Below are 24,243 nucleotides of genomic sequence, written 5' to 3'. Positions count from 1 at the left end.
CAGGAGGGCTGCGTCATGGATCATCGACCCGCAGGCTATGGCACCACGGCGCGGATGCTGCACTGGCTGGTCGCGGCGCTGATCCTGGCGATGATCCCGGTGGGTCTGCTGATGGTGCAGGACGGGCTGGACCGCGGCCTGGGCGACGCGCTGTACCTGTTTCACAAGAACGTGGGCAGCCTGCTGATCGTCATCATCGCGCTGCGGCTGGTCTGGCGGCTGACGCATCCGCCCGCGCCGCTGCCCGCGACCATGCCAGACTGGCAGCAGCGGGTGGCGGGGTTGTCTCATCTGGCGCTGTACGGGCTGATGATCGTGATGCCGCTGTCGGGTTACGTCCGCGTGCGCGCGGGCGGCTTTCCGATCGAGGGGCTGGATGCGCTTGGCCTGCCGACGCTGGTCCCCCGGTCAAAGCCCCTGGCCGACGCCGCCAGCAGCCTGCACGAACTGGCGGCGTGGGCGCTGATGGCGGTGTTGGCCCTGCATGTCGGCGCGGCGCTGCACCATGCGCTGATCCGGCGCGACGGGGTCTGGGCGCGGATGTGGCCGCCGCGGGCGCGCTGAGCCCTCGACAGGACCGTCCGGTTTGGATATGGCCATGCGGCGCGAATGACGGGGACCGTCGGGTCGCACCGGATTATCAAATATTGATCACAGGCGGTTGAACGAAAGGTCCTGTCGCGGCGTTCGACGGTGACGTCGAAAATGCCGCCGACCAGGAGAGATCGTGACCAAGACCCAAGACCTGACGATTCTGGTCGTCATCGCAGCGGCACTTGCCGGCGTGTTCACCCTTGATCTGATGGTGCCGTTGGGGACGGCGGTCTGGCTAATCTATATCCTGCCGTTGAGCCTTGCGGTCTTCGCGCGCTGGCCCGCGTTGCCAGTGGCCACGGCTGTGCTGGTCTGCGTGGCGATGGCGCTGGCGTTCCAGAAGGACAACACCGGCATCGATCCGACCGTGGCGGCCGTGAACCGCGGCTTGGCCGGGATCGTGTATCTGTGCCTGGGATTTCTGGGGCGAAGGCTGATCGTCACCCGCGGCAAGCTGCTGGACACCGACTGGATCACCGGCACCCAGGTCGCGGTGTCCCGTGCCGTCCAAGGCGACCTGACCGCAGAAAAGCTGGCCCGCCAGGTCCTGCAGGTGCTGGCCGACCGGATCGGCGCGCGGGCCGCCGTCGCCTATGCCCGCAATGGACATGGCCACCTGCGGCTGGCGCAATGGGGCACCGACGGCGACGCCCTGGCGGAACGTGTGGCGGATGACGAAGGCCATCTGGGCCGCGCCGTCACCGAAGGTCGCATCCTGCAGATGTCCCTGGCGCCGGACCAGGCGCTGGGCTGGGCGACGGGACTGGCGCGGGGGCGCACGGCGCATGCGCTGATCGTGCCGATGCGGGACGGGCAGCTGATCAACGGCGTGCTGGAGTTCGGGCTGGATGCCGCCCCGCCGCCTCGCGTGATCGACCTGTTCGAGCGTATCGGAGACAAGCTGGGCATCGCGCTGCGATCCGCCCAGTATCGCCAACAGCTGCAGGAGTTGCTGGAGGAGACCCGCCGTCAGGCCGAGGAGTTGCGCGCCCATACCGAGGAGCTTGCGGCGTCCAACGAGGAGCTGGAGGAGCAGACCCGCGCCCTGCAGGACAGCCAGCGCCGGTTGGAGGCACAGCAATCAGAGCTGGAAGAACAGAACGCCCAGCTTGAAAGCCAGACCCAGGAGCTGGAGGAGCAGCGCGATGCTCTGGCCCGGTCGCGCCGGATGCTGGAGGATCAGGCGCAGGAGCTGGCACAGGAGAGCCGCTACAAGTCCGAATTCGTCGCCAACATGTCGCACGAGCTGCGCACGCCGCTGAACGCGCTGCTGATCATGTCGCGGCTGCTGTCAGACAACCGCGGCCGCAACCTGTCCGAGGAGCAGGTCCGTTGGGCCGAGACGATCGAGGCATCGGGCAAGGATCTACTGGCGCTGATTAACGACATCCTGGACCTGTCCAAGATCGAATCCGGCAAGATGGACGTGTCGCGCGACACGGTCGAGCCGCAGGTGCTGGCCGACAAGCTGGTGCGCGCCTTCGAGGCGCAGGCCCGCGACAAGGGGCTGACCCTGTCGGCGCAGGTCGATCCCAAGGTCGCGGCGTTCTCCTCCGACCGGCAGCGTCTGGAACAGGTGCTGCGGAACTTCATCTCGAACGCGCTGAAATTCACCGAACGGGGGCAGGTGGTGCTGCATATTTCCCCGGCGGCGCAGGGGATCGCGCTGTCGGTGCAGGACAGCGGCATCGGCATCGACGCCAGCCAGCAGGAGACCGTGTTCGAGGCGTTCCGGCAGGCGGACGGCACCATCTCCCGCCGCTTCGGCGGAACGGGGCTGGGCCTGTCGATCTGCCGTGAACTGGCCGATCTGCTGGGCGGGCGCATCACGCTGACCAGCGCGCCCGGCAAGGGCAGCACCTTCACGCTGATCCTGCCCGCCGCCCCGGCGCTGCAATCGCCGGCACCTGCGCGGCGGTCCTTGCCCGCGCCCACGATGCCCGAACCCGCGCCGATGATGCTGGACGCCCTGCCGGGGGTCGAGGACGATCGCGCGGAGATCGGCGCCGGCGACCGGGTGATGCTGGTGGTTGAGGACGATCCGGCATTCGCCCGCATCCTCTACAGTCTGGCGCAGGAGCTGGGCTTCCGCTGCGTCTGCGTGGGCCGAGCGGATGACGCGGTGCGTGCGGCGCGCCATTTCCTGCCGCAGGCGATCGTGATGGATGTGGGCCTGCCCGACCATTCGGGCCTGTCCGCGCTGGACCGGCTGAAGCGCGACACGACCACGCGCCATATCCCGGTGCACATGGTCTCGGCCGACGATTACACCAAGGAGGCGCTGGCACAGGGCGCCATCAGCTATATGATGAAGCCGGTGCGGCGCGACGACTTGGCCACGGCGATCCGCAATCTGGAGACCCGCCTGGAACAGTGCCTGCGCCGCGTGCTGATCGTCGAGGATGATCCCGCGCAGATGCTGGGGCTCAAGGCGCTGCTGACCAGCGACGGGGTCGAGACGGTCGGCGCCGGTACCGCCGCCGAGGCACTGCAGATCTGCCGCAGCCAGACGGTCGACTGCATCGTGCTGGACATGACGCTGCCGGATGCATCGGGGTTCGAGGTGCTGGAGCAGCTGGACGGGGACGGCACGGCGTCCTTCCCGCCGGTCATCGTCTATACTGCGCGCGCCTTGTCCGAGGCCGAGGAGCAGCGCCTGCGCCGCTATTCGAAATCGATCATCATCAAGGGTGCAAAATCGCCTGAACGCCTGATCAACGAGGTCACGCTGTTCCTGCATCAGGTCGTGTCCGATTTGCCGCAGAAACAGCGCGACATGCTGGCCGCGTCGCTGAACCGCGATGCGCAGCTGGAGGGGCGCCGCATCCTGGTGGTCGAGGACGACATCCGCAACGTCTATGCCCTGACCGGCGTGTTCGAGCCGCATGGCGCGACCGTGCAGATCGCCCGGAACGGCCGCGAGGCGCTGGAGGCCCTGGGCCGCATCAACGACGGTGCCGCGCCCAAGATCGACCTGGTGCTGATGGACGTGATGATGCCCGAGATGGACGGCCTGACCGCCACGCGCGAGATTCGCAAGATCGACCGCTGGAAGGGCCTGCCCATCATCATGCTGACCGCCAAGGCGATGGCCGAGGATCAGAACCAGTGCCTGGCGGCGGGGGCGAACGATTATCTGCCCAAGCCCCTGGATGTCGACAAGCTACTGTCGCTGACCCGGGTCTGGATGCCGCGATGAGCGTCGATCCCGTCCCCCTGCGCGCGGCCGACGCGATCGAGCTGGACCTGTTCCTGGAGGCGCTGAACCGGCGCCACCATTACGACTTCAGGTCCTATTCGCGCGCATCGCTGGCCCGTCGCGCCGAACTGGCGCGCGAAAGGCTTGGATGCGCGACCCTGTCCGAGGTGCAGGGCCGCCTGCTGCACGATCCCGCGGTTCTGCCCGACATCATCGACGCGATGACCGTGCAGGTCAGCGAGCTGTTTCGCGATCCGGCCTATTACCTTGCACTGCGCCGCGAGGTGATCCCGCATCTGCGGACCTTCCCCTCGCTCAAGGTCTGGGTGGCGGGCTGTGCCGATGGCGAGGAGCTGTATTCGCTGGCCATCCTGTTCCGCGAGGAGGGGCTGTTCGACCGCACGATGTTCTATGCGACCGAGATCAACCGCCGCGCCCTGGCCCGGGCCGAGGCCGGCATCTATGACATCGATCGCCTGCCGGTCTTCTCGCAGAACTATCAGCGGGCGGGGGGGCTGGGGTCGCTGTCGGATTACTATACCGCCGCCTATGGGCGCGCGGCCTTTGACCGGGACCTGCGATCGCGTACGGTGTTCACCGAGCACAACCTGGCCACCGACCAGGTCTTTTCCGAGGTCCAGCTGGTGTCGTGCCGGAACGTGCTGATCTATTTCGACGGGACGCTGCAGGACCGCGCCGTGGGCCTGTTCGCCGAGGCGCTGGCGCGGGGCGGCTTTCTTGGCCTCGGCTCTCACGAGACGTTGCGCTTTTCCACCCATGCCGCGTCCTTCGCGGCCTTTGCCGAACCGGACCGGATCTGGCGCCGGAATGCCGACCAGGAGACTATTCATGCCCGATAGACCCATCCGTTTCCTGATCGTCGACGACATCGCGGAAAACATCATGGCGCTGGAGGCGCTGCTGCGGCGCGACGGGCTGGTTGTCGACACCGCGCGGTCCGCGACCGAAGCGCTGGAACTGATGCTGCAGCATGATTACGCGCTGGCCTTCCTTGACGTGCAGATGCCCGGCACCGACGGCTATGAGCTGGCGGAACTGATGCGGTCCACCGAACGCACCCGCGGCGTGCCCATCATCTTCGTCACCGCCGCCGAGATGGACGAGGCCCGCCGGTTCCGCGGGTACGAGGCGGGGGCGGTCGACTATATCTTCAAGCCCATCGATCCGGTGGTGCTGAAATCCAAGGCCGAGGTGTTCTTCCGCATCGGCCGCCAGGCCAAGGACCTGCAGCGCCAGCGCGACGAGATGCAGGACATCGCGCTGCACCGCGACCGCGCGATGGCGCAGCTGAAGGCCCATGCCGACAATTCGCCGCTGGCCTTCGTCACGCTGGACCGGAACCTGTGCGTGCGCAGCTGGTCCAAGGGGGCCGAACGCATGTTCGGGCGGCCCGCGGGCGACATGCTGGGCATGACCGCCACCGCGGCGGGCTGGCTGGACGAACAGGGGGCCGCGCTGCTGACCGGCTGGCTGGACAGCCAGCAGGATGGCGTGCCGCGCTTCTCGGCCGAGATCAGCCTGGATCACGCCGATATCGGCCCGATCTGCTGCGAGGTCTATGGATCGGTCCTGTCCGAGGGCCTGAACCGCCAGTCGCTGTCGCTGCAGGTCCAAGACATCACCGAACGAAAGCAGTCCGAGGAGGTCCGCGCCCTGCTGATCGGAGAGCTGAACCACCGCATCAAGAACACCCTGGCCAACGTCCAGGCCATCGCCCGCCAAAGCCTGCGTCAATCCGGCAGCCTGCCCGAGTTCGAGACCAGCTTTGGCGGACGCCTGCAGGCGCTGGCCCGCGCCCATTCGATCCTGTCGGATGCGACTTGGGCCAGCGCGCCGCTGGATCAGCTGATCGACGACCAGATCAGTTCGGGTACGCTGGACGGCGACCGGCTGCGCCGCGACGGCCCACCGGTGGAACTGGCCCCCGACACCATGCTGCGCCTTGCGCTGACGCTGCACGAACTGGGCACGAATGCGGCGAAATACGGTGCGTTGTCGGTTCCGGGCGGGATCGTGCACATCGCCTGGCGCCTTGAGGGGCAGCGCCTGGTCCTGACCTGGCGCGAGACGGGCGGCCCGGCCGTCACCGCGCCGTCGCGCATGGGCTTCGGTATGACGCTGATCGGGGCGGCCGGCGGCGGCGATGCGGCCGCGGTCAGCGCCGACTGGAACCCCGACGGGGTCGTCTGGACCATCCGCCTGACAGACGGCGTGACCCGGCTGGCAGGCCAGGCAGCCACCGCCGAGGCGCTGGTCGGCCAACCCGTCATCCGCGCATCGACGCTGGAGGGCGCGCGCGTCCTGCTGGTCGAGGACGAGCCGCTGGTCGCGCTGGACCTGCGCTATGAGCTGGAGGATGCCGGAGCCACCGTCACCGGCGTCGCCCGCAGCGTCCCCGAGGCGATGGCCGCTGCCCGAAACGGGCCCATCGACCTGGCCCTGCTGGACGGCAACCTGAAGGGAGAGCCGGTGGACGAGGTCGCGGCCCTTTTCGACAGCCTGTCGGTGCCGTTCTGCTTCGTGTCGGGCTATGGCCGCGAGAACCTGCCGCAGGGGTTCGACCATGCGCCGCTGATCGAAAAGCCGTTCCGCCCCGACACTCTGCGCACGATCCTGACCGCGCTTCTGGCGCGCGGGGTGCCAGACGCCGCTGAATAAGGACGCCGTCCTGCCCGATGCGCGTCCCGACCGCTGCGGTCCGTGCGCATCGGCTGGGGCAGGGCCTGCGTTCCGGCAGGCTGTGCGGCGCGCGAACGACCGTTCCGTGCATGATCACGGTGCGGCTGCGGCACGGCTTGCGCCCGGCGGCCGTTTCGGGCAGGACCGCGCCCTGACTTTTGGCAAGCATGCAGGATGCGGATGACCGGCGCGGCGATAACCTTCGAAGGGCTGGGCAAGTCCTTTCCCAAGGCGGGCGGCCAGGTGACGGCGCTGGCCGACATCACCCTATCGGTCCCTGAGGGCGGCATCACCGGCATCATCGGCCGTTCCGGCGCGGGCAAATCCACGTTGCTGCGCATGGTGAACGGGCTGGAGCGGCCGACAACGGGCCGCGTCACCGTCTCTGGTCGCGACGTGGGCACCGCCACCGGGTCAGCGCTGCGCGCAATCCGGCGCGATGTCGGCATGATCTTCCAGCACTTCAACCTGCTGGCCTCGCGCACGGTGCGGGGCAACATTGCCTTGCCGCTGGAGGTCGCGGGCACGCCGCGCGGCCAGATCCGCGCCCGCGTCGACCAGCTGATCGAGCAGGTGGGCCTTGGCGCGCTGGCCGACCGCTATCCGGCGGAACTGTCGGGCGGGCAGAAGCAGCGCGTGGGCATCGCGCGCGCCCTGGCCACCGGCCCCAAGGTCCTCCTGTCGGACGAGGCGACCAGTGCGCTGGACCCCGAGACCACGCAGACCGTCCTGGACCTGCTGGCGCAGATCAACCGCGACCTGGGCGTCAGCGTCCTGCTGATCACGCATGAGATGGCCGTGCTGCGCGACATCGCCAGCCACATGGCGGTGATCGAGGCGGGCCGCATCGTCGAGGCCGGTCCGACCTACGACATCTTCGCGCGCCCCCAGCACCCGACGACCCGGCGCTTCCTGTCCGGTGTCACGGGCGCCACGCTGCCGGCCTTCGTCGCGGCGCGGCTGCAGACCGATCCGCCGGGCGATCAGGTGATCCGCGTGACCTTTGCGGGTTTGCATGCGACCGACCCGATGCTGGCGCGTCTGGCGACCGATCTGGGCATCAGCGCCAACATCCTGGGCGGCACCATCGAGGAGATCGGCACGCGCCCCTTCGGCAACCTGCTGATCTCGGTCCCCCAGGACCGCGGCGATCAGGCCCGCGCCTTCCTTGAGCAACACGGTCTGACCACGGAGGTGCTGGGCCATGTCCGCTAACCTGATCCCGATCCTCTGGGACGCGACGCTGCAGACGCTCTACATGGTCGCCATCTCGGCGATCCTGGGTACGTTGGGCGGGCTGCCTCTGGGCGTGTTCCTGGCCTGCTCTCAGCGGGGCGAACTGCTGAGCGCGCCGTGGATCAACAAGGTGCTGGGGCTGGTGGTGAACGCAACGCGTTCGGTCCCGTTCATCATCCTGGTCGTGGCGATCATCCCCTTCACCCGCGCCGTGGTCGGCACGTCGATCGGCACGGACGCGGCCATCGTGCCGCTGACGCTGGCCGCAATCCCCTTCATCGCGCGGCTGGTCGAGAACGCCATCCGCGAGGTCGATGCCGGCCTGATCGAGGCCGCGCGCGCCATGGGTGCGACGCCGTTCCAGATCATCCGCAAGGTGCTGATCCCTGAGGCGCTGCCCGGCATCACCCTGGGCCTGACCCTGGCCGTGGTCAGCCTGATCGGCTATTCCGCGATGGTCGGCGCGGTCGGCGGGCAGGGCCTGGGCGATCTGGGCATCCGCTATGGATACCAGCGCTTCATGCCCGAGGTCATGGCCGCCGTCGTCGTCATCCTGATCGTGCTGGTGCAGCTGGTCCAGTCGCTTGGCGAATGGATCGCGGCCCGCGTCGACCGCCGCGCGCCCCGCAACCGCGGCGCCTGAATTTCCCGCAGACAAGAAAGGACGAATCCCATGCTGCGTCTGACAACCTTCGTATCCGCCATCGCCCTCTCCACCGCCGCCATGGCCGAAGACATCAAGGTCGGCGTGTCCCCCGGCGAACATGGCGAGATCATGGAGAAGGTGGCCGAGGTCGCCGAACCCCTGGGCCTGACCATCGAGGTCGTCGAGTTCTCCGACTACGTCGTGCCGAACCAGGCGCTGGCGGATGGCGATCTGGACGCCAACAGCTTCCAGCACCGCCCCTATCTGGAGAACCAGATGAAGGACCGCGGCTTCGAGCTGGTCGAGGTCGGCACCACCATCACCACGCCGATGGGGATCTATTCCGACAAGGTCGAGGACATCGCCGACCTGCCCGAGGGCGCGCAGGTCGCGACCCCGAACGATCCGACCAATGGCGGCCGCGCGCTGCTGATCCTGCAGGATCTGGGCCTGATCACCCTGGCCGAGGGCACGGGCCTGGTCCCCAGCCCGCTGGATGTCAGCGACAACCCCAAGGGTCTGCAGTTCCTGGAGCTGGACGCGGCGCAGCTGCCCCGCGCGCTGGCCGATGCCGACATCGCGGTGATCAACACCAACTATGCGCTGGCCTCGGGCCTGTCCCCGCGCGAGGATGCCATCGCCATGGAAAAGGCCGACAGCCCCTATGTGAACATCCTGGTCGTCCAGCAGGGCCGCGAGGCAGAGCCTTGGGTCAAAACCATGGTCGAGGCCTATCAGTCGCCCGAGGTCAAGGCCTTCATCGACGAGAAATACGACGGGGCCGTCATCACCTCGTGGTGATCGCCGTAGTGATTGCTTGGGGCCGTCCTTCGGGGCGGCCCCTTTCCGTCAGACGCTGGACCGCGCCCGCCGCGGCGAACAGCGCCAGCCCCATCGCCGTCAGCACGGCCAGGGCCGCAAACATCAGGTCGGTCTGACCCCGCCCGTTCGCCATCAGCATCACATGGCCCAGGCCCCGGCTGGAGCCGACCCATTCGCCCACGATCACCGCCAGCGGCGCCTGCACCGCCGCCAGCCGCAGCCCCGACCCAAGCGCGGGCAGGGCGGCGGGCAGCTGGATCAGCGTCAAGCGCCGCAAAGGCCGGGCGCCCATCGACCGCGCCAGATCGTCCAGCGCGGCGGGCGGGCGCATCAGCGCGTCGAACAGCACCGATGCCACCGGGAAATAGACCACCAGCGCCACCATCACGACCTTGCTGGGCGCGCCGTAGCCCAGCCACAGCGTCAGGATCGGGGCCAGCGCAAAGACCGGCACCGCCTGCGCCGCGATCAGCATCGGTCGCAGCAGCCACCGCGCCGCGGGCGACAGCGCCAGATTGACCGCCGTCCCGACCCCAAGCGCCACCCCCAGGGCCAGCCCCGCCGTCAGATTGGCCAGCGTAAAACGCGCATTCACCGCCAGCATCGCGGCGTGATCCATCAATGCCTGCGCCACCCGCGCCGGTCCGGGCAGGATGAAGGGCGGCACGTTGCTGGCCCAGACCACGCCCTGCCAGACCGACAGCGCGACCAGGACGGCGATCAGGCCGCGCATGGCATCAGGCTGCGAAACAGCGCGGCTTGGGCCGCCAGAACCTGCGGGTCGTCCAGCGCGCGCGGCGTGGGCGTCGCGGGCAGGGCCAGCGGGCGGGTTCCCCGGGCATCCAGCAGGAAGGCCGCGTGGCAGAGGCGCGCGGCCTCCAGCGGGTCGTGGGTGATCAGGATGACGGTTAGCCCGGCCAGGTGCCGCGCCGCCAGATCCTGCATCTGCGCCCGCGTGGCGGCGTCCAGCGCCGAAAAGGGCTCGTCCAGAACGACGACCGGGCGATCCTCGATCAGGGTGCGGGCCAGGGCCACGCGCTGACGCTGGCCGCCCGACAGCTGGGCGGGGCGGCGCGCCTCCAGCCCTGCCAGACCCAGATCGGCCAGCAGGGCGCGGGCGCGGGCGCGGTCGGGCGCCTTCCCGCGTAGCCGCGCGCCGATGGTGGCATTGGCCAGCGCATCGGCCCAGGGCAGCAGCTGATCCTGCTGCCCCATCAGCGTGACCGGGCCCGCGACATCCGCCGCCCCGGCCAGACGCGCGGCCACGGGCAGGCCCGCCACGATCCGACCCAAGGTCGACTTGCCCACTCCCGACGGCCCCATCAGCGCCGTCCAGCGCCCCGGAGGACAGTCCAGCGCCAGATCCGGCAGCAGCACCCGCCCGTCCAGGATCAGATCGCCCGTGATGCGGATCATGTCCGGTCCAGCCCCATCTGCCAGAACCCGACCTCCAGCTGGGTGGCCTGGGTGAAATGGCGCGCCAGCGTCTGCGCGCGGGGCAGGGCGGGCCAGTCTGGGCCCAACCGCGCCTCCAGCGCCGCGTCGATCAGCGCGCCGACATCATGGCAGACGCGCTGATAATCGGCGCCGCCATAGGTCGCGGTCCATTCGCCATAGGGGCCGCCGCTGTCCGCATGCGCCAGCCCGATCTGGCCATAGCCGAAGACGCAAGGCGCCAGCGCCGCCAGCAGGTCCAGCATGTCGCCCGCATAGCCGGTGGCCTGCACAAAGCGCGTATAGGCCATGTTCGCGGGCGATTCCGGGGTGTCCTGCAGCATCGCCTCGGTGATGCCCTCGCGGCCGCAGATCGCGACATGCAGCGGCATCTCTCCGTTCAGCAGGCCGTGGGCGATGGAGGAGGCCAGCGCCATCTCCGACATCCGGTCCGACTTGGCAAAGACCAGCGCCCAGGACCGCGCGAAATGCAGCAGGAACACGTAATCCTGCCGCAGATAGTGCAGGAAGCTGTCGCGGGGCAGGCTGCCCGCCGCCAGCTGCCGGACGAAGGCATGGTGCACATAGGCGTCCCAGTGATGCCCCGCCGCGTCCCGCCACAGCGCGAAGGCGCGGCCATAGTCGGGCGCACTCATGGTGCGGTCACGTCGATGGCCAGATCGGACAGCGACTGCCCGCCCGGCGTGGCGCCCTGGTCGGCCAGGAACGCCTCGAAGCGCAGATAGCGGCCCGCGTCCAGTGCCGCGGGGCGCCCGGCAAAGCGGGGCCAGGTGTCGGCCCATGCGGCCTCGTTCAGGGGGGTGCGCAGTTCGGCCGCGGTCTCCGCGAAGATCCGCCATGCCGCGTCGGGGTCGTTCTTGATGAAGGCCGTCGCACGTTCCGTGGCCTCCAGGAAGGCCGCGACGGCGGCGCGGTCCATGCGGGCGGGATCGGCCAGATAGATCAGCTCGTCATAGGCGGGGATGCCGTGATCCTCGGGGTTCAGGCAGCGGCCCTCGAACCCCTCCAGCCGCAGCTGGTTCAGCTCGAAGTTGCGAAAGGCGCCGATGACGCCGTCCACCTGTCCCGACATCAGCGCAGGCGCGATGGACCAGCCGATGTTGATCTGTTCGACATCATCGGGGGCCAGCCCGCCATCGGTCAGCATGGCGTCCAGCATCACCTCCTGCACGCCCGCCACGGCAAAGCCCACCTTTCGGCCGGACAGGTCGGCGGGGGTCGCGATGCCGCTGTCGGCCAGCACAACCAGGCAGGTCAGCGGCGTCTCGACCAGCGTGCCAACGCGGGTCACCGGCAGGCCCTGATGGCGCGACAGATGCAGCTGCGGCTGATAGCTGACGGCCAGATCGACGCGCCCGGCGGCGACCATGCGCGGCGGATCGTTCGGGTCGGACGGGGCCACGGTCTGAACCGCCAGCCCGGCATCCGCGAAATAGCCCAGTTCCTGAGCCAGCACGATGGGGGCGTGGTCGGGGTTCACGAACCAGTCCAGCATCACCGTCAGGCGGGTTTCGGCATGGGCGGGCAGGGCCAGCACGGCCAGCGCCAGGGTCAGCGTCTTCATGGGCGTCCTTTCAGGTCGTCATCGGTCAGGGCCAGCAGGGCGATGGGCCCCGGCCAGCGTGATTGCAGCACCCGCCCGGCATTGTGCGCGCGCAGGCCGGTGCGACAGGCCAGCACCACCCGCGGGGCGGGGCCGGGGTCCAGATGCGCAATGCGGTCTGGGGGCAGGTGGCGGGCGCCGGCGATGGGCGCGGCCTCGGTCCGCAGGTCGATCAGCAGGTCGCCGGGGGCGATCTGGGCGTGGGCGATGAAGGGCAGGGGATCGGCGGGTTCGGGCGCGGTGTCGAAGCGGAACCCGCCCATCCGCCAGCCGCCTGCGTCCCAGCTGATCAGCCGCCCCAAGGGCCGAGGGTCCAGGCCCAGCAGCACGGCCAGCGCCATCTGCGCCTGCAGCGCTCCGATCATGCCGACGACGGGGCCCAGCACGCCCGCACTGGCACAGTTGGCGGCCTGCGCCGGCAGATCGGGAAAGATCGCGCGCAGGCTGGGCGCCCCGCCGCAGCAGCCCGCGGCATAGCCCGACAGGCCAAGCGCAGAGGCGGTAATTATCGGCCTGCCCGCCGCCATGCAGGCATCCGACAGCGTCAGGCTGACCGCAAAGCTGTCGGCGCAATCCAGCGTCACGTCGGCTGCCTGCACCAGATCGCCCGCGTTGGCCGGGGTCAGCCATTCCACACGCGGCACCACCTGACAGTCGGGGTTAAGCACCGCCAATGCGGCCGCCGCGGCCTGGGCCTTGGGTCGGCCCACCTGGTCCATGCGGTACAGGGGCTGGCGGTGCAGGTTCGTCTCCTCCACGAGGTCGGGATCGACCAGCGTGATCCGACCCACTCCCGCGGCGGCCAGGTATTGCAGCGCGGGGCAGCCGAGCCCGCCTGCGCCCACGACCAGCACGTGGGCCTGCGCCAGCCGATCCTGGCCCGCGGCGCCGATGCCCGGAAGCACCATCTGGCGGGCATAGCGGTTCATGCCGTCACCGCCAGCCAGTCGCCGATCCGCGCCTCGGGGTCGGGGTTCAGCGTGATGTCGGTCACGGCCGATACGATGTCCGCCCCCGCCGCCAGCGCCTGCGCACCGCGATCGGGGGTCAGCCCGCCGATCGCGACCAACGGAATGTCGCCCACCAGCGCCTTCCATTCGGTGACCCGGTTCAGGCCCTGTTCATGCCAGCGCATCTGTTTCAGGATCGTGGGCCAGACGGGCCCAAGGGCCACATAATCGGGGGCCAGCGCCAGCGCACGGTCCAGTTCCGCCCGGTCATGGGTCGAGACGCCAAGCCGCAGCCCGGCGCGGCGGATGGCGGGCAGGTCGGCGTCGTCCAGATCCTCCTGCCCCAGGTGCAGCCAGTCGGCGCCCAGATCGATCGCCGCCTGCCAGTGGTCGTTGACGACCAGCGTCGCGCCATGTGCGCGCGTCAGGCGCAGCCCGCGGTCAATCTGGTCGAGGACGTCGGCGGGGTCGCGGTCCTTCAGCCGCAACTGGACCAGCCGGACGCCCAGGGGCAGAACGCGGTCCAGCCACGCGGCATCATCGAAGATCGGATAGAAGCGCGGCTGCGTCACAGCCAGGCCCTCCCGATCAGGGGGGTGGAGGGCGCACCCATGTCGCGCACCCCCATGGGATCGGCGTCGCGCGCCAAGGCGCCCGCTTGCACCGCCAGCGCAAAGGCGCGGGCCATCGCGACCGGGTCGCCCGCCTGCGCCACCGCGCTGTTCAGAAGGACCGCGTCGAACCCCATCTCCATCGCCTCCGCCGCATGGCTGGGCAGGCCAAGGCCCGCGTCGATCACCATCGGCACGTCGGGAAAGGCCGCGCGCAGCATGCGCAGCCCGTGGCGGTTGTTCAGCCCAAGGCCAGACCCGATGGGCGCGCCCCAGGGCATCAGCACCCGGCACCCCGCATCCAGCAGGCGGGCGGCCAGAACCTGATCCTCGGTCGTATAGGGAAACACCTCGAAGCCCTCGGCGCAGAGCGTCGTCGCGGCCTCCAGCAGGCCAAAGGGGTCGGGCTGCAGCGTGTCGGCATGGCCGATCACCTCCAGCTTGATCCAGTCGGTCTCAAAGACTTCGCGCGCCATGCGGGCCGTGGTCACGGCCTCTCGCGCGCTGTGACAGCCGGCGGTGTTGGGCAGCACGCGCACGCCCATGTCTCGGATCAGCGACCAGAAGGCCTGGCCCTGGCCGGCCTCGCGGCGCAGCGACACGGTCGCCACGCCCGCACCGCTGGCGCGGAACGCCTCCTGCAGGACCGACGGGGACGGGTATTGGGCGGTGCCCAGCATCAGCGCGTTGGGCAGGGTGACGCCATAGAAATCACGCATCGCCTATCCTCCCTGCATGGGTGCCAGGACCTCCAGCCGGTCACCGTCGCGCAGCGCCTGCGTCGGGCGGGACGCAGCGGGCAGGAAATCACCGTTCAGCGCCGTGGCCACGCGGGCCTCGCCCCAGCCCAGTTCGGACAGCGCGTCGGCCACGGTGGTGGCGGCGATGTCGCGGGGGGTTCCGTTGACCTCAATCCTCATGGACCAGTTCTCCCTTGGTTTCGGTGATCATGTAATCGGCCGCCTGGCGCGCCAGCGCGGGGGCCATCAGGTATCCGTGACGGAACAGCCCGTTCAGGTGCAGCACCCGCCCTCGGACGGTCACGCGCGGGATGTTGTCCGGAAATGCCGGGCGCAGATCGGCGCCCATCTCGACGATGGCGCTCTCTGCAAAGCGGGGGTCCAGCGCATAGGCCGCCGACAGCAGTTCCAGCACCGACCGGGCGGTAGGGCGCGCACGGGATGCGCTTTCGATCTGGGTCGCGCCCAGCATGAACAGGCCGCCCGCGCGCGGCACGATGTACAGCGGATGACGCGGATGCAGCAGGCGGACCGGCCGCGTCAGGGCGATGTCGGGCGCGTGCAGAACGACCATCTCGCCGCGCACGCCGCGGAGGTCGGGCAGGGCGGCCGACAGTCCGCGGGCATCGATCACCGGGCCTGCGACGTCGCCGGGCTCGGCGGTCGCGCATTCGATGCCGATGCCGCGCGCGGCCAGCCACGCGACCAGGTCGGCCAAGGCACGTCGGGGGTCCAGATGCGCCTCGGTTGGAAAGATCAGGCCGGGCCGGGGCTGCAGGTCTGGTTCCAGATCGGCGCTGTCGCAGGGGTGATGCGCCGTGGCACGGCGCGCAAAGCGGGCCAGTTCCGCCCGGTCGCGGTCCAGCGCCAGGACCAGCGTGCCGCGCCGCGTGACGGGCGTGATGGCGGACCAGGCATCGGCGGCCTCTGCGCCAAGGCGGGTGATCACGGGGTCGGCGGTCACGCCCTCGCACTGCGGGGCCAGCATGCCGCCGGCCCACCATGAGCAGCCGTGTGGGCCAGGCGCGCCGTTGCGGTCCAGGATGCGCGGGATCAGGCCGCGCCGCACCAGCACATGGGCCGCGAACAGCCCGGCCACGCCCGCGCCGATGATGGTGACATCAGCCATGCGACCAGACCGCATGGAAATGATGCACCGGCCCGTGCCCCGACCCCACGCACAGATCGTCCGCCGCCGCGATCGCGCGTTGCAGATAGCGGTGTGCGACCCCCACCGCCTGCTCCAGCGGCAGGCCGTGTGCCAGGCCTGCGGCGATGGCCGCCGACAGCGTGCAGCCGGTGCCATGCGTGTTGCGGGTGGACAGGCGTCGGGCGCTGAAGGGCGTCGCCCCCTGCGCGGTCACCAGAAGGTCGGTGCAGATCGCGCCGTCGCCATGCCCACCCTTCATCAGCACGGCCCCCGCGCCCATGGCGCGCAGCGCAGCACCCTGTTCGGCCATCTGGGCCGGGGTGGTGGCCGGGGCACAACCCAACAGGCAGGCGGCCTCGGGCAGGTTCGGGGTCAGCAGCGTCGCGCATGCCAGCAGGGCACGCAGCGCGTCGGTGGCATCGGGCGGCAGCAAGCGGTCGCCCGATTTCGCCACCATCACCGGGTCCAGCACGATGGGCAGGCCGCAGCCGTCCAGACCCCCAGCCACCGTGGCGATGGCCTGAGCCCCGCCCAGCATGCCCAGCTTGACCGCCCGGACGTCCAGATCGTCCAGAACGGCACGCATCTGCCCTGCGATCATCGCGTGGCTAGCGGGTTCGACCAAAGCCACGGTGCGGGTGTTCTGCGCCGTCAGCGCGGTCACCACGCTGGCGCCATAGCAGCCAAGGGCCGAAAAGGTCTTCAGATCCGCCTGAATGCCGGCGCCGCCGCCCGAATCGGACCCGGCGATGGTCAGGGCAATGGGTGCTGTCACGTCGTCCCCCATATTGTGGCGGGTCGTGACCGGGCAAAGGGGTGGGGACACAGAGCGGGCCGATGGCCGCGCGGATATCTACACCGTTCCCTCCGCCGGTATGACCCGGATCAGGTTCGATGGGTTGGCTGTCGCCTCTCAGCCCCTGACGGGACACCCCAACGGTTTGCCCCCCAAGGCTAGGCGCGGCGGGCGCGGGGCGCAAGGGGGGCTTTTCGCGCCCGCGCGATTGTCGCAGGATGGCGGGGCAGCGGATGGGGGACAGATGGACAGGCGCGGGCTGGAGATGACGGTGCTGATGTCGCCGGACATGGCGAATTTCAGCGGCAAGGTTCATGGCGGCGCGCTTTTGGCCTGCCTAGATCGGGTAGCCTATGCCTGCGCGTCGCGCTGGTCTGGAGAATATGCGGTGACCCTGTCCGTCGACCAGGTGACCTTCAAGGAGGCCATCCACGTGGGAGAGCTGGTGACCTTTCGCGCGCGGGTGAACCATACCGGCCGCACATCGATGGAGGTCGGCATCCGGGTCGAGGCCGAGAACATCCGCCGTGGCACCCGCAGGCATACCAATTCCTGCTATTTCACCATGGTCGCGGTCGACGAACGCGGCCATCCTGTGCCGGTCCCCAAGCCCGAGCTTGAGGACGACATCGACCGCCAGCGCTGGCGGTCGGCCGAGGTCAGGCGGGCCATGCGGCGAGAGATCGCGGCCCGCCAGGAGGCCGCGTCGAACACCCCCTGATTGGGCGTGGACTTTGCGATCCAAACCGCGTAGGGAACCGCCTTTGGCCCTGCTAGTCCGGGGCGGCGGGTGCAGGGTGGGCCGGTCGCAGCGACGATAGGTGCCGCTCATCGGGTCGCTCACGGCCCCCGCATTTTGGCGAATCACATGACTGAACTGAATTTCCCCGCGCCGCTTCAGGCGGCGTTGGCCGACAAGGGCTATGAGACGTTGACTGCCGTGCAGTCGGCGGTGCTGGCGCCCGAGGCCGCGGGCCGCGACGTGCTGGTCTCGGCCCAGACCGGGTCGGGCAAGACCGTGGCCTTTGGCCTGGCGATGGGCGCGGACCTTCTGGACGGCGACCGCATCATCGCGGGCGAGCTGCCGCTGGCCCTGGCCATCGCGCCCACGCGCGAACTGGCGCTGCAGGTCGCACGCGAGCTGGAATGGCTTTATGCCGGGACCGGCGCGCAGATCGCGACCTGCGTCGGCGGTATGGACTATCGCAACGAAAAACGCGCCCTGCAGCGCGGCGCGCAGATCGTGGTCGGCACGCCCGGCCGCCTGCGCGACCATATCGACCGCGGCAGCCTGGACCTGTCGGACCTGCGCGCGGCCGTGCTGGACGAGGCCGACGAGATGCTGGACCTGGGCTTCCGCGAGGACCTGGAGTTCATCCTGGGCGCCGCCCCGGTCGAGCGCCGCACGCTGATGTTCTCGGCCACGGTGCCGTCGGCGATCGAGAAGCTGGCCCGTGATTTCCAGCGCGACGCCCTGCGCATCGCCGCCATGGGCGAGGCGCGCCAGCATGGCGACATCGCCTATCGCGCCTATACCGTGACCGCGCGCGACCGCGAGCCCGCGATCTTCAACCTGCTGCGCATCCACGAGGCGCAGACCGCCATCGTCTTCTGCAAGACGCGGGCCAACGTGAACCACCTGCTGGCGCGCATGTCGAACCGGGGCTTCAAATGCGTGGCCCTGTCGGGCGAGCTGTCCCAGCAGGAGCGGACCCACGCCCTGCAGGCGCTGCGTGACGGGCGCGCCCGCGTCTGCATCGCCACCGACGTGGCCGCGCGTGGCATCGACCTGCCGGGGCTGGAGCTGGTGATCCACGCGGACCTGCCGACCAACCCCGACACGATGCTGCACCGGTCGGGCCGCACCGGGCGCGCGGGCTCCAAGGGCGTGTCCGCGCTGATCGTGCCGTCGGCCGATTATCGTCGGGCACAGCGTCTGCTGCAGAACGCCAAGGTCTCGGCCGAATGGCTTGACGCGCCGACCGCGGACGAGGTGCGGGCGCGCGATGATCAGCGCATGCTGGACCATCCCGGCCTGCATGAACCCGTGGGCGACGACGCCGCCCTGGCCGCGCAGCTGCTGGAGCAGTTCAGCGCCGAACAGGTCGCCGCCGCCTTCCTGCGCCTGTGGCGCGAAGGCCGCCCCGCCGCCGAGGAACTGTCCGAGGCGCATGCGCCCCCCGCACCGATGGCCCCCCGTGCGCAGCGCGAATTTGGCCCCTCGGTCTGGTTCACGCTGTCGGTCGGTCATTCCGGTCGGGCCGAGGCGCGCTGGCTGCTGCCCAAGGTCTGCGATGCGGGCGGGATCACCCGCGACAGCATCGGTGCGATCCGCGTCAAGCAGGACCTGTCCTATATCCAGATCGCGTCGGAAGTCGCCGCCAAGTTCGGCGATTTCATCGAGATCACCCCGGAGGTCACCATGCGCCGCATGGACGGCGCCCCCGACCTGGACGCGCCGATCGAGCGGGCGCCCCGCGCCCCGCGCACCGACAACCGTTCCGAGGGTCGCAAGCCCGCGCCGCGTGCCAAGCACACCGCGTCGGACGAGGGTCACCACGCCCGCGTCAAGTCCGCCCGCGGCGGCTGGCTGCCCGATGATGCCCCCGCCGAACCGCGCGAGACCGGACCGCATGCGGCCGTGAAGTCGTGGAAGAAGAAGTCGTCGGCCGACGCTGGCAAGGGCCCCAAGCCGGCCTGGGCCAAGTCCAGGCCCGCCGGCGACAAGGCGGGCGCCCCCAAGGCGCATCGCAAGGGACCCAAGCGGCCCGCCTGACCGACAACTGCCCGCGGGGCCCAGCAACTGCCTGACAAACAGGCAGTGGGCCCTGCACGCTCTGCACTCCACATGGCCCTCGCGCCCGAAGCTCCCTTGCGGGGTTTCGGGCGCGACGCGTTCGGGGCATGGAATGTCGCAATTGATATTGCCAGTCGGGCAGGGCGACGCTTAACCTGATCCTTGCGCTGAATAACCAACGACATAACAGGGAGAGCGCTTTTGCTGGACGACCGCCACGGCGACGCATTCGTCGCCTTCGAGCATGTGCAAAAAAGCTATGATGGACAGACACTTGTCGTCAAAGACTTGAATCTGTCGATCGGACGGGGTGAATTTCTAACGATGCTGGGGCCGTCCGGTTCCGGCAAGACGACCTGCCTGATGATGCTGGCGGGCTTCGAGACCGCGACGAACGGAGAGATCCGTCTTGGCGGGCGTCCGATCAACCAGGTGCCGCCGCACAAGCGCGGGATCGGCATGGTGTTCCAGAACTATGCCTTGTTCCCGCACATGACCGTCGGAGAGAACCTGTCCTTTCCGCTGGAGGTCCGCGGGATGGGCAAGGACGAACGCCAGACACGCATCGCCCGCGCGCTGGACATGGTGCAGATGGGCAAGTTCGCGAACCGGCGTCCGGCGCAGCTGTCCGGCGGACAGCAACAGCGGATCGCCCTGGCCCGCGCCCTGGTGTTCGACCCCGAACTGGTGCTGATGGACGAGCCGCTTGGCGCCTTGGACAAGCAGCTTCGCGAGCATATGCAGTTCGAGATCAAGCACCTGCACGAGAAACTTGGAATCACCGTCGTCTATGTGACCCATGACCAGGGCGAGGCCCTGACCATGTCGGACCGCATCGCGGTCTTCAACGACGGGCGCATCCAGCAGCTGGCCCCGCCGTCCGACCTTTACGAGCGCCCCGAGAACAGCTTCGTCGCAAGCTTCATCGGAGAGAACAACGCCCTGGCCGGCACGATCGAGCAGCTGGACGGAGACAAGGCGCTGGTGCGGCTGGACGGGGGCGGGGTGATCGACGCCACCGCCGTGAACATCCGCGAGAGGGGTCAGCGCACGACCGTGTCGATCCGCCCCGAACGGGTCGAGTTCAAGCCCGAGATGATGTCCCAGGGCGCCCACACGATCGAGGCGCAGGTGATGGAGGTCATCTATATGGGCGACATCCTGCGCGCCCGGCTGAAGGTCGCCGGCAGCGACAATTTCGTCATGAAGATGCGCAACACGATCGGCCAGACCCGTCTGGACCCCGGCCAGGTCATCCGCATCGGCTGGCATCCCCAGGATGCCCGCGCGCTGGACCCGATCTGATCCCTTTTCCCAACCGGAGACTTCGATGAAGCGTTTTCTTGCACTCAGCACCGCGATGGGCCTGGTCGCCGGGCCGGCCCTGGCCGATGTGAACCTGCTGTCCTGGGGCGGCGCCTATGGCAACAGCCACCTTGAGGCATATGCCAAGCCGTTCACGGCGGAAACGGGCATCAATGTCGTCATGTCGGACGCCGACAACCCCGCGACCCCGATCAAGGCGCAGGTCGAGGCAGGCAATGTCAGCGTCGATGTCGCATCGGTCGAATATGCCGATGCGGTGCGCCTGTGCGACGAGGGCGCGCTGGAGATGATCGACCCCGCCATCCTGCTGCCGGCCGAGGACGGGACGGCCGCGGCCGACGATTTCATCGACGGCGCGGTGACCGAATGCTTCGTGGCGACCGACGTCTATTCGATGGTCCTGGCGTTCAACGAGACCGCGTTCCCGGAGGCCAAGCCCGCGACCCCCGCCGATTTCTTCGATCTGGAAGCGTTTCCGGGCAAGCGGACCATGCGCAAGGGCGCCAAGTTCAACCTTGAGCTGGCGCTGATGGCCGATGGCGTGCCCGCCGCCGAGGTCTATGACGTGCTGTCCACCCCGGAGGGCGTGGACCGCGCTTTTGCCAAGCTGGACACGATCAAGTCCGAGGTGATCTGGTGGGAGGCAGGCGCCCAGCCCCCGCAGCTGCTTGCCGATGGCGAGGTCAGCATGGCCTATGCCTTCAACGGCCGCATCTTCAACGCGGCGCAGGCCGACGGCCAGCCCTTCGAGATCATCTGGGACGCCCAGATCTATGAGATGGAGGGCTGGGTCGTGCCGAAGGGCGCGCCGAACCTGGAGCAGGCGATGGAATTCGTGGCCTGGACCACCGCGCCCGCGCCCCAGGCCCGCGCCGCCGAATTCATCAGCTATGGTCCGCCGCGCCGGTCCGCCGCCGCGATGGTCGGCAACATCGAGGGCACCGAGGAGCCGATGGGTCCGAACCTGCCCACCTTCGATGCGAACATGGCCGGGGCGCTGGCATCGGACCTGGATTTCTGGGTCGACCGCGACGCCGAGCTGATCGAGCGTTTCAACAGCTGGCTGGCCAGCTGATCCAGTTCGGACCGGGAGGGTTCGTCCCGCCCGGTCTGCGCCCCGCCAACGGGGCCAATGACAACGGGCAAAAATGCCCGAGACCAACCAACCGGGAGAACCAACGTGAAATCCACCCTGATCCTTTCGACCGCCCTGTGCGGCGTGGCCTTCGGCGCGATGGCGCAAGAGGTCAACGTCGTGTCCTGGGGCGGCGCCTACGAGGTCAGCCAGGTCGAGGCCTATAACAAGCCCTTCACCGCTGAGACCGGCATCACCGTCAACATGATCGCCGCCGACAACCCCGCGACGCCGCTGCGCGCGCAGGTCGAGGCCGGCAACGTCACGGGCGACGTCTTCGACGTCGAGGTCAGCGACGCGATCCGCCTGTGCGACGAGGGTGCGCTGGTCGAGATCGACCCCGCCGACCTGCCCAGTGCGCCCAACGGCACCGCTGCGGCAGATGATTTCGTGCCCGGCGCGCTGCAGGATTGCGCGGTCGCCAACATCGTCTGGGGCACGGTCATTTCGTTCAACACGACCAAGTTCGAGGGAGAGACCCCCAGCACGGCGGCCGATTTCTTCGACACCGAGACCTTCCCGGGCAAGCGCGGCCTGCCCAAGAACCCCAAGCGCACCCTGTATCTGGCACTGATCGCCGACGGCGTGCCCGCGGCCGAGGTCTATGACGTGCTGTCCACCCCCGAGGGCGTGGACCGCGCCTTTGCTAAGCTGGACACGATCAAGGCCGACACCGTCTGGTGGGAGGCCGGCGCCCAGCCCGTGCAGTTGCTGGCTGACGGAGAGGTCAGCATGACCACCGTCTATAACGGTCGCGCCTTTGACGCGATGGTGGCCGAAAAGCAGCCCTTCGAGATCATCTGGGACGGCCAGTACCTGGACATGGACATGTTCGTGATCCCGGTCGATGCGCCCAACCCGGACGCGGCGATGGAATACCTGAAATTCGCGACCGACACGCAGCGTCTGGCCGATCAGGCGAAATACATCGCCTATGGCCCGGCGCGGAAATCGTCGAACGAACTGGTCGGGCTGTACCAGGACGGCGTGACCGAGATGGCGCCGCACATGCCGACCAGTCCCGAGGCGCTGGCCAATGCGGTGACGGACGATCCGGAATTCTGGGCCGACCATTCCGCGGAACTGACCGAACGCTTCAACAGCTGGCTGGCCGCGTCCTGAACTGACACCCTGCCGCCCCCGCATCCGGGGGCGGCGGACCTGACTGCCCGGGGGACGACATGGCCGACGCCGCACTTGATCCACATGCCGCCATCGCCACCACCGCATCCGGTGTGGGGTCTGGCACGCTGACGACCGCCGACGGAATGCCGCTGGCCCGCGCCCTGGCGCACAGCCAGCGCCGGGCGCGACGGCGGGCCTTTCTGCTGGTTCTGCCGCTGTTGGCCTTCATCCTGATTACCTTTGTGGTGCCGATCGGGCAGATGCTGGCGCGGTCGTTCCACAATGACGGCTTTTCCGCGAACATGCCGCAGGTCTCGGCCTGGTTCGCATCGATGGAGCCCGGCACCGCGCCCGACGACGCGGCCTGGACCGCATTGGCCCAGGACCTGATCGCCAGCGCCGATGCGCGCAGCATCGGGGTGGTGGGCACGCGGATCAATTATGACATGCCGGGGACGCGGTCGCTGTTCACCGCGACCGGGCGCCAGGTCCGTCGCGGGCTGGAGCCGCCCTATCAACAGGCCCTGCTGGAGATCAACGAGGACTGGGGCGACCCGCGCCTGTGGTCCGTCATGCGATCGGCATCGACGCCGGTCACGGCGAACTTCTATCTGGCAGCGGTCGACCGCACCCGGGACGAGGCCGGCAACATCCAGCAGGTCGCGGAACAGCAGCGGATCTATCTGACCCTGTTCTGGCGCACCTTCTGGCTGTCGGCGGTGATCACCGGCCTGACCTTCATCCTGGGCTTTCCCATCGCGCATCTGCTGGCAACGCTGCCCATGCGCAAGTCGAACCTGCTGATGATCCTGGTGCTGCTGCCGTTCTGGACGTCGCTTCTGGTGCGCACGACATCCTGGATGGTGCTGCTGCAGCAGCAGGGCGTGGTGAACGACATCCTGGTCTGGCTGGGCGTGATCGGCGGCGGGCAGCGGTTGCAGATGATCTATAACCAGACCGGAACGATTATCGCGATGACGCATATCCTGCTGCCCTTCATGATCCTGCCGCTGTATTCGGTGATGCGGACCATCAACCCCGCCTATGTCCGTGCGGCGCGCAGCCTGGGCGCGACAAGCTGGACCGCGTTCCGCCGGGTCTATTTCCCGCAGACCCTGCCGGGCCTGGGGGCGGGGGCGATGCTGGTCTTCATCCTGGCGGTCGGATACTACATCACGCCCGCGCTGGTCGGCGGATCGTCGGGGCAGCTGATCTCGAACATGATCGCACAGCACATGACCGGCACGCTGAACTGGTCGATGGCGGCGGCGCTGGCGGCCCTGCTGCTGGGGTCGGTGCTGATCCTCTATTGGCTCTACGACCGCCTTGTCGGCGTCGACAACCTGAAACTGGGGTAA

The 24,243-nt window shown here is 68.9% G+C and carries 23 protein-coding genes and 1 riboswitch; of the genes, 13 read left to right on the top strand and 10 right to left on the bottom strand.

Going from position 1 to position 24,243, the window contains the following annotated elements; all coding sequences use genetic code 11:
* The first annotated feature begins 15 nt into the window (after positions 1–15).
* The 7 genes from EOJ32_RS11970 (at position 16) to EOJ32_RS11940 (ending at position 9,176) form a co-directional block, all read left to right on the top strand.
* A complete protein-coding gene (locus EOJ32_RS11970; RefSeq protein ID WP_127898700.1) occupies positions 16–564 on the top strand; it encodes a cytochrome b in 549 nt (182 codons plus the stop codon).
* 163 nt (positions 565–727) lie between these two features.
* A complete protein-coding gene (locus EOJ32_RS11965; RefSeq protein ID WP_240542424.1) occupies positions 728–3,793 on the top strand; it encodes a response regulator in 3,066 nt (1,021 codons plus the stop codon).
* Positions 3,790–4,653: a protein-glutamate O-methyltransferase CheR gene (locus tag EOJ32_RS11960; protein WP_127898699.1), complete on the top strand. Its 864-nt coding sequence runs from the start codon at positions 3,790–3,792 to the stop codon at positions 4,651–4,653. Before EOJ32_RS11965 ends, EOJ32_RS11960 begins: the two co-directional genes overlap by 4 nt.
* Complete coding sequence (locus EOJ32_RS11955) at positions 4,643–6,472, top strand: response regulator (RefSeq protein WP_127898698.1); 1,830 nt, start codon at positions 4,643–4,645, stop codon at positions 6,470–6,472. The genes EOJ32_RS11960 and EOJ32_RS11955 overlap by 11 nt, the downstream gene beginning before the upstream one ends.
* A gap of 201 nt (positions 6,473–6,673) precedes the next feature.
* The gene (locus EOJ32_RS11950; RefSeq protein ID WP_164871438.1) at positions 6,674–7,708 is read left to right on the top strand and encodes an ATP-binding cassette domain-containing protein; all 1,035 of its coding nucleotides are present in this window, start codon (positions 6,674–6,676) and stop codon (positions 7,706–7,708) included.
* Positions 7,698–8,372 carry a methionine ABC transporter permease gene (locus tag EOJ32_RS11945; RefSeq protein ID WP_045981317.1) on the top strand — a complete coding sequence of 225 codons (675 nt, stop codon included), beginning with the start codon at positions 7,698–7,700 and terminating at the stop codon, positions 8,370–8,372. Before EOJ32_RS11950 ends, EOJ32_RS11945 begins: the two co-directional genes overlap by 11 nt.
* Positions 8,373–8,402: 30 nt before the next feature.
* A complete protein-coding gene (locus EOJ32_RS11940) occupies positions 8,403–9,176 on the top strand; it encodes a MetQ/NlpA family ABC transporter substrate-binding protein (protein WP_127898696.1) in 774 nt (257 codons plus the stop codon).
* Here EOJ32_RS11940 and EOJ32_RS11935 read toward each other — a convergent pair.
* The 10 genes from EOJ32_RS11935 to thiD are packed head-to-tail and all read right to left on the bottom strand — an operon-like array spanning position 9,163 to position 16,493.
* Complete coding sequence (locus tag EOJ32_RS11935; RefSeq protein ID WP_045981315.1) at positions 9,163–9,930, bottom strand: ABC transporter permease; 768 nt, start codon at positions 9,928–9,930, stop codon at positions 9,163–9,165. The genes EOJ32_RS11940 and EOJ32_RS11935 overlap by 14 nt on opposite strands.
* Positions 9,918–10,613 (bottom strand): ATP-binding cassette domain-containing protein, encoded by a 696-nt coding sequence (locus tag EOJ32_RS11930; protein WP_052714602.1) that lies wholly within the window; start codon positions 10,611–10,613, stop codon positions 9,918–9,920. Before EOJ32_RS11930 ends, EOJ32_RS11935 begins: the two co-directional genes overlap by 13 nt.
* A complete protein-coding gene (locus EOJ32_RS11925) occupies positions 10,610–11,287 on the bottom strand; it encodes a TenA family protein (protein ID WP_127898695.1) in 678 nt (225 codons plus the stop codon). The genes EOJ32_RS11930 and EOJ32_RS11925 overlap by 4 nt, the downstream gene beginning before the upstream one ends.
* Positions 11,284–12,216: an ABC transporter substrate-binding protein gene (locus tag EOJ32_RS11920; protein WP_127898694.1), complete on the bottom strand. Its 933-nt coding sequence runs from the start codon at positions 12,214–12,216 to the stop codon at positions 11,284–11,286. The genes EOJ32_RS11925 and EOJ32_RS11920 overlap by 4 nt, the downstream gene beginning before the upstream one ends.
* Positions 12,213–13,184, bottom strand: a complete 972-nt coding sequence (locus tag EOJ32_RS11915) for a HesA/MoeB/ThiF family protein (protein WP_127898693.1) — start codon at positions 13,182–13,184, stop codon at positions 12,213–12,215. Before EOJ32_RS11915 ends, EOJ32_RS11920 begins: the two co-directional genes overlap by 4 nt.
* On the bottom strand, positions 13,181–13,777 hold the full coding sequence (locus EOJ32_RS11910; RefSeq protein ID WP_127898692.1) for a thiamine phosphate synthase: 597 nt from the start codon (positions 13,775–13,777) through the stop codon (positions 13,181–13,183). The genes EOJ32_RS11915 and EOJ32_RS11910 overlap by 4 nt, the downstream gene beginning before the upstream one ends.
* Positions 13,774–14,535, bottom strand: coding sequence for a thiazole synthase (locus EOJ32_RS11905; RefSeq protein WP_127898691.1), 762 nt, complete (start codon positions 14,533–14,535; stop codon positions 13,774–13,776). The genes EOJ32_RS11910 and EOJ32_RS11905 overlap by 4 nt, the downstream gene beginning before the upstream one ends.
* A 3-nt stretch (positions 14,536–14,538) precedes the next feature.
* Positions 14,539–14,736, bottom strand: coding sequence for a sulfur carrier protein ThiS (gene thiS, locus EOJ32_RS11900; RefSeq protein WP_045999002.1), 198 nt, complete (start codon positions 14,734–14,736; stop codon positions 14,539–14,541).
* Complete coding sequence (locus EOJ32_RS11895; RefSeq protein ID WP_127898690.1) at positions 14,726–15,685, bottom strand: FAD-dependent oxidoreductase; 960 nt, start codon at positions 15,683–15,685, stop codon at positions 14,726–14,728. Before EOJ32_RS11895 ends, thiS begins: the two co-directional genes overlap by 11 nt.
* Complete coding sequence (gene thiD, locus EOJ32_RS11890; protein WP_127899383.1) at positions 15,678–16,493, bottom strand: bifunctional hydroxymethylpyrimidine kinase/phosphomethylpyrimidine kinase; 816 nt, start codon at positions 16,491–16,493, stop codon at positions 15,678–15,680. Before thiD ends, EOJ32_RS11895 begins: the two co-directional genes overlap by 8 nt.
* A gap of 58 nt (positions 16,494–16,551) precedes the next feature.
* Positions 16,552–16,652, bottom strand: a riboswitch (TPP riboswitch).
* A 94-nt stretch (positions 16,653–16,746) separates the two neighbouring features.
* On the opposite strand from thiD, the gene EOJ32_RS11885 reads away from it, so the two are divergent.
* The 6 genes from EOJ32_RS11885 to EOJ32_RS11860 all read left to right on the top strand — a co-directional run bounded on the left by EOJ32_RS11885 (position 16,747) and on the right by EOJ32_RS11860 (position 24,243).
* Positions 16,747–17,223 (top strand): acyl-CoA thioesterase, encoded by a 477-nt coding sequence (locus EOJ32_RS11885; RefSeq protein WP_127898689.1) that lies wholly within the window; start codon positions 16,747–16,749, stop codon positions 17,221–17,223.
* Positions 17,224–17,370: 147 nt separating this feature from the next.
* On the top strand, positions 17,371–19,278 hold the full coding sequence (locus EOJ32_RS11880) for a DEAD/DEAH box helicase (RefSeq protein WP_127898688.1): 1,908 nt from the start codon (positions 17,371–17,373) through the stop codon (positions 19,276–19,278).
* 222 nt (positions 19,279–19,500) lie between these two features.
* Complete coding sequence (locus EOJ32_RS11875; protein WP_045981305.1) at positions 19,501–20,604, top strand: ABC transporter ATP-binding protein; 1,104 nt, start codon at positions 19,501–19,503, stop codon at positions 20,602–20,604.
* 25 nt (positions 20,605–20,629) lie between these two features.
* Entirely contained in the window at positions 20,630–21,700 is a 1,071-nt protein-coding gene (locus EOJ32_RS11870) for an ABC transporter substrate-binding protein (RefSeq protein WP_045981304.1), read from the top strand.
* A 105-nt stretch (positions 21,701–21,805) separates the two neighbouring features.
* Entirely contained in the window at positions 21,806–22,882 is a 1,077-nt protein-coding gene (locus tag EOJ32_RS11865) for an ABC transporter substrate-binding protein (RefSeq protein WP_127898687.1), read from the top strand.
* A 59-nt stretch (positions 22,883–22,941) separates the two neighbouring features.
* Entirely contained in the window at positions 22,942–24,243 is a 1,302-nt protein-coding gene (locus EOJ32_RS11860) for an ABC transporter permease (RefSeq protein ID WP_127898686.1), read from the top strand.

It is taken from the genome of Paracoccus sp. Arc7-R13, assembly GCF_004010775.1.
Taxonomy (GTDB): Bacteria; Pseudomonadota; Alphaproteobacteria; order Rhodobacterales; family Rhodobacteraceae; genus Paracoccus; species Paracoccus marcusii.
Note: the sequence above shows the minus strand (reverse complement) of the source record. Positions and strands in the feature narration are given on the sequence as shown.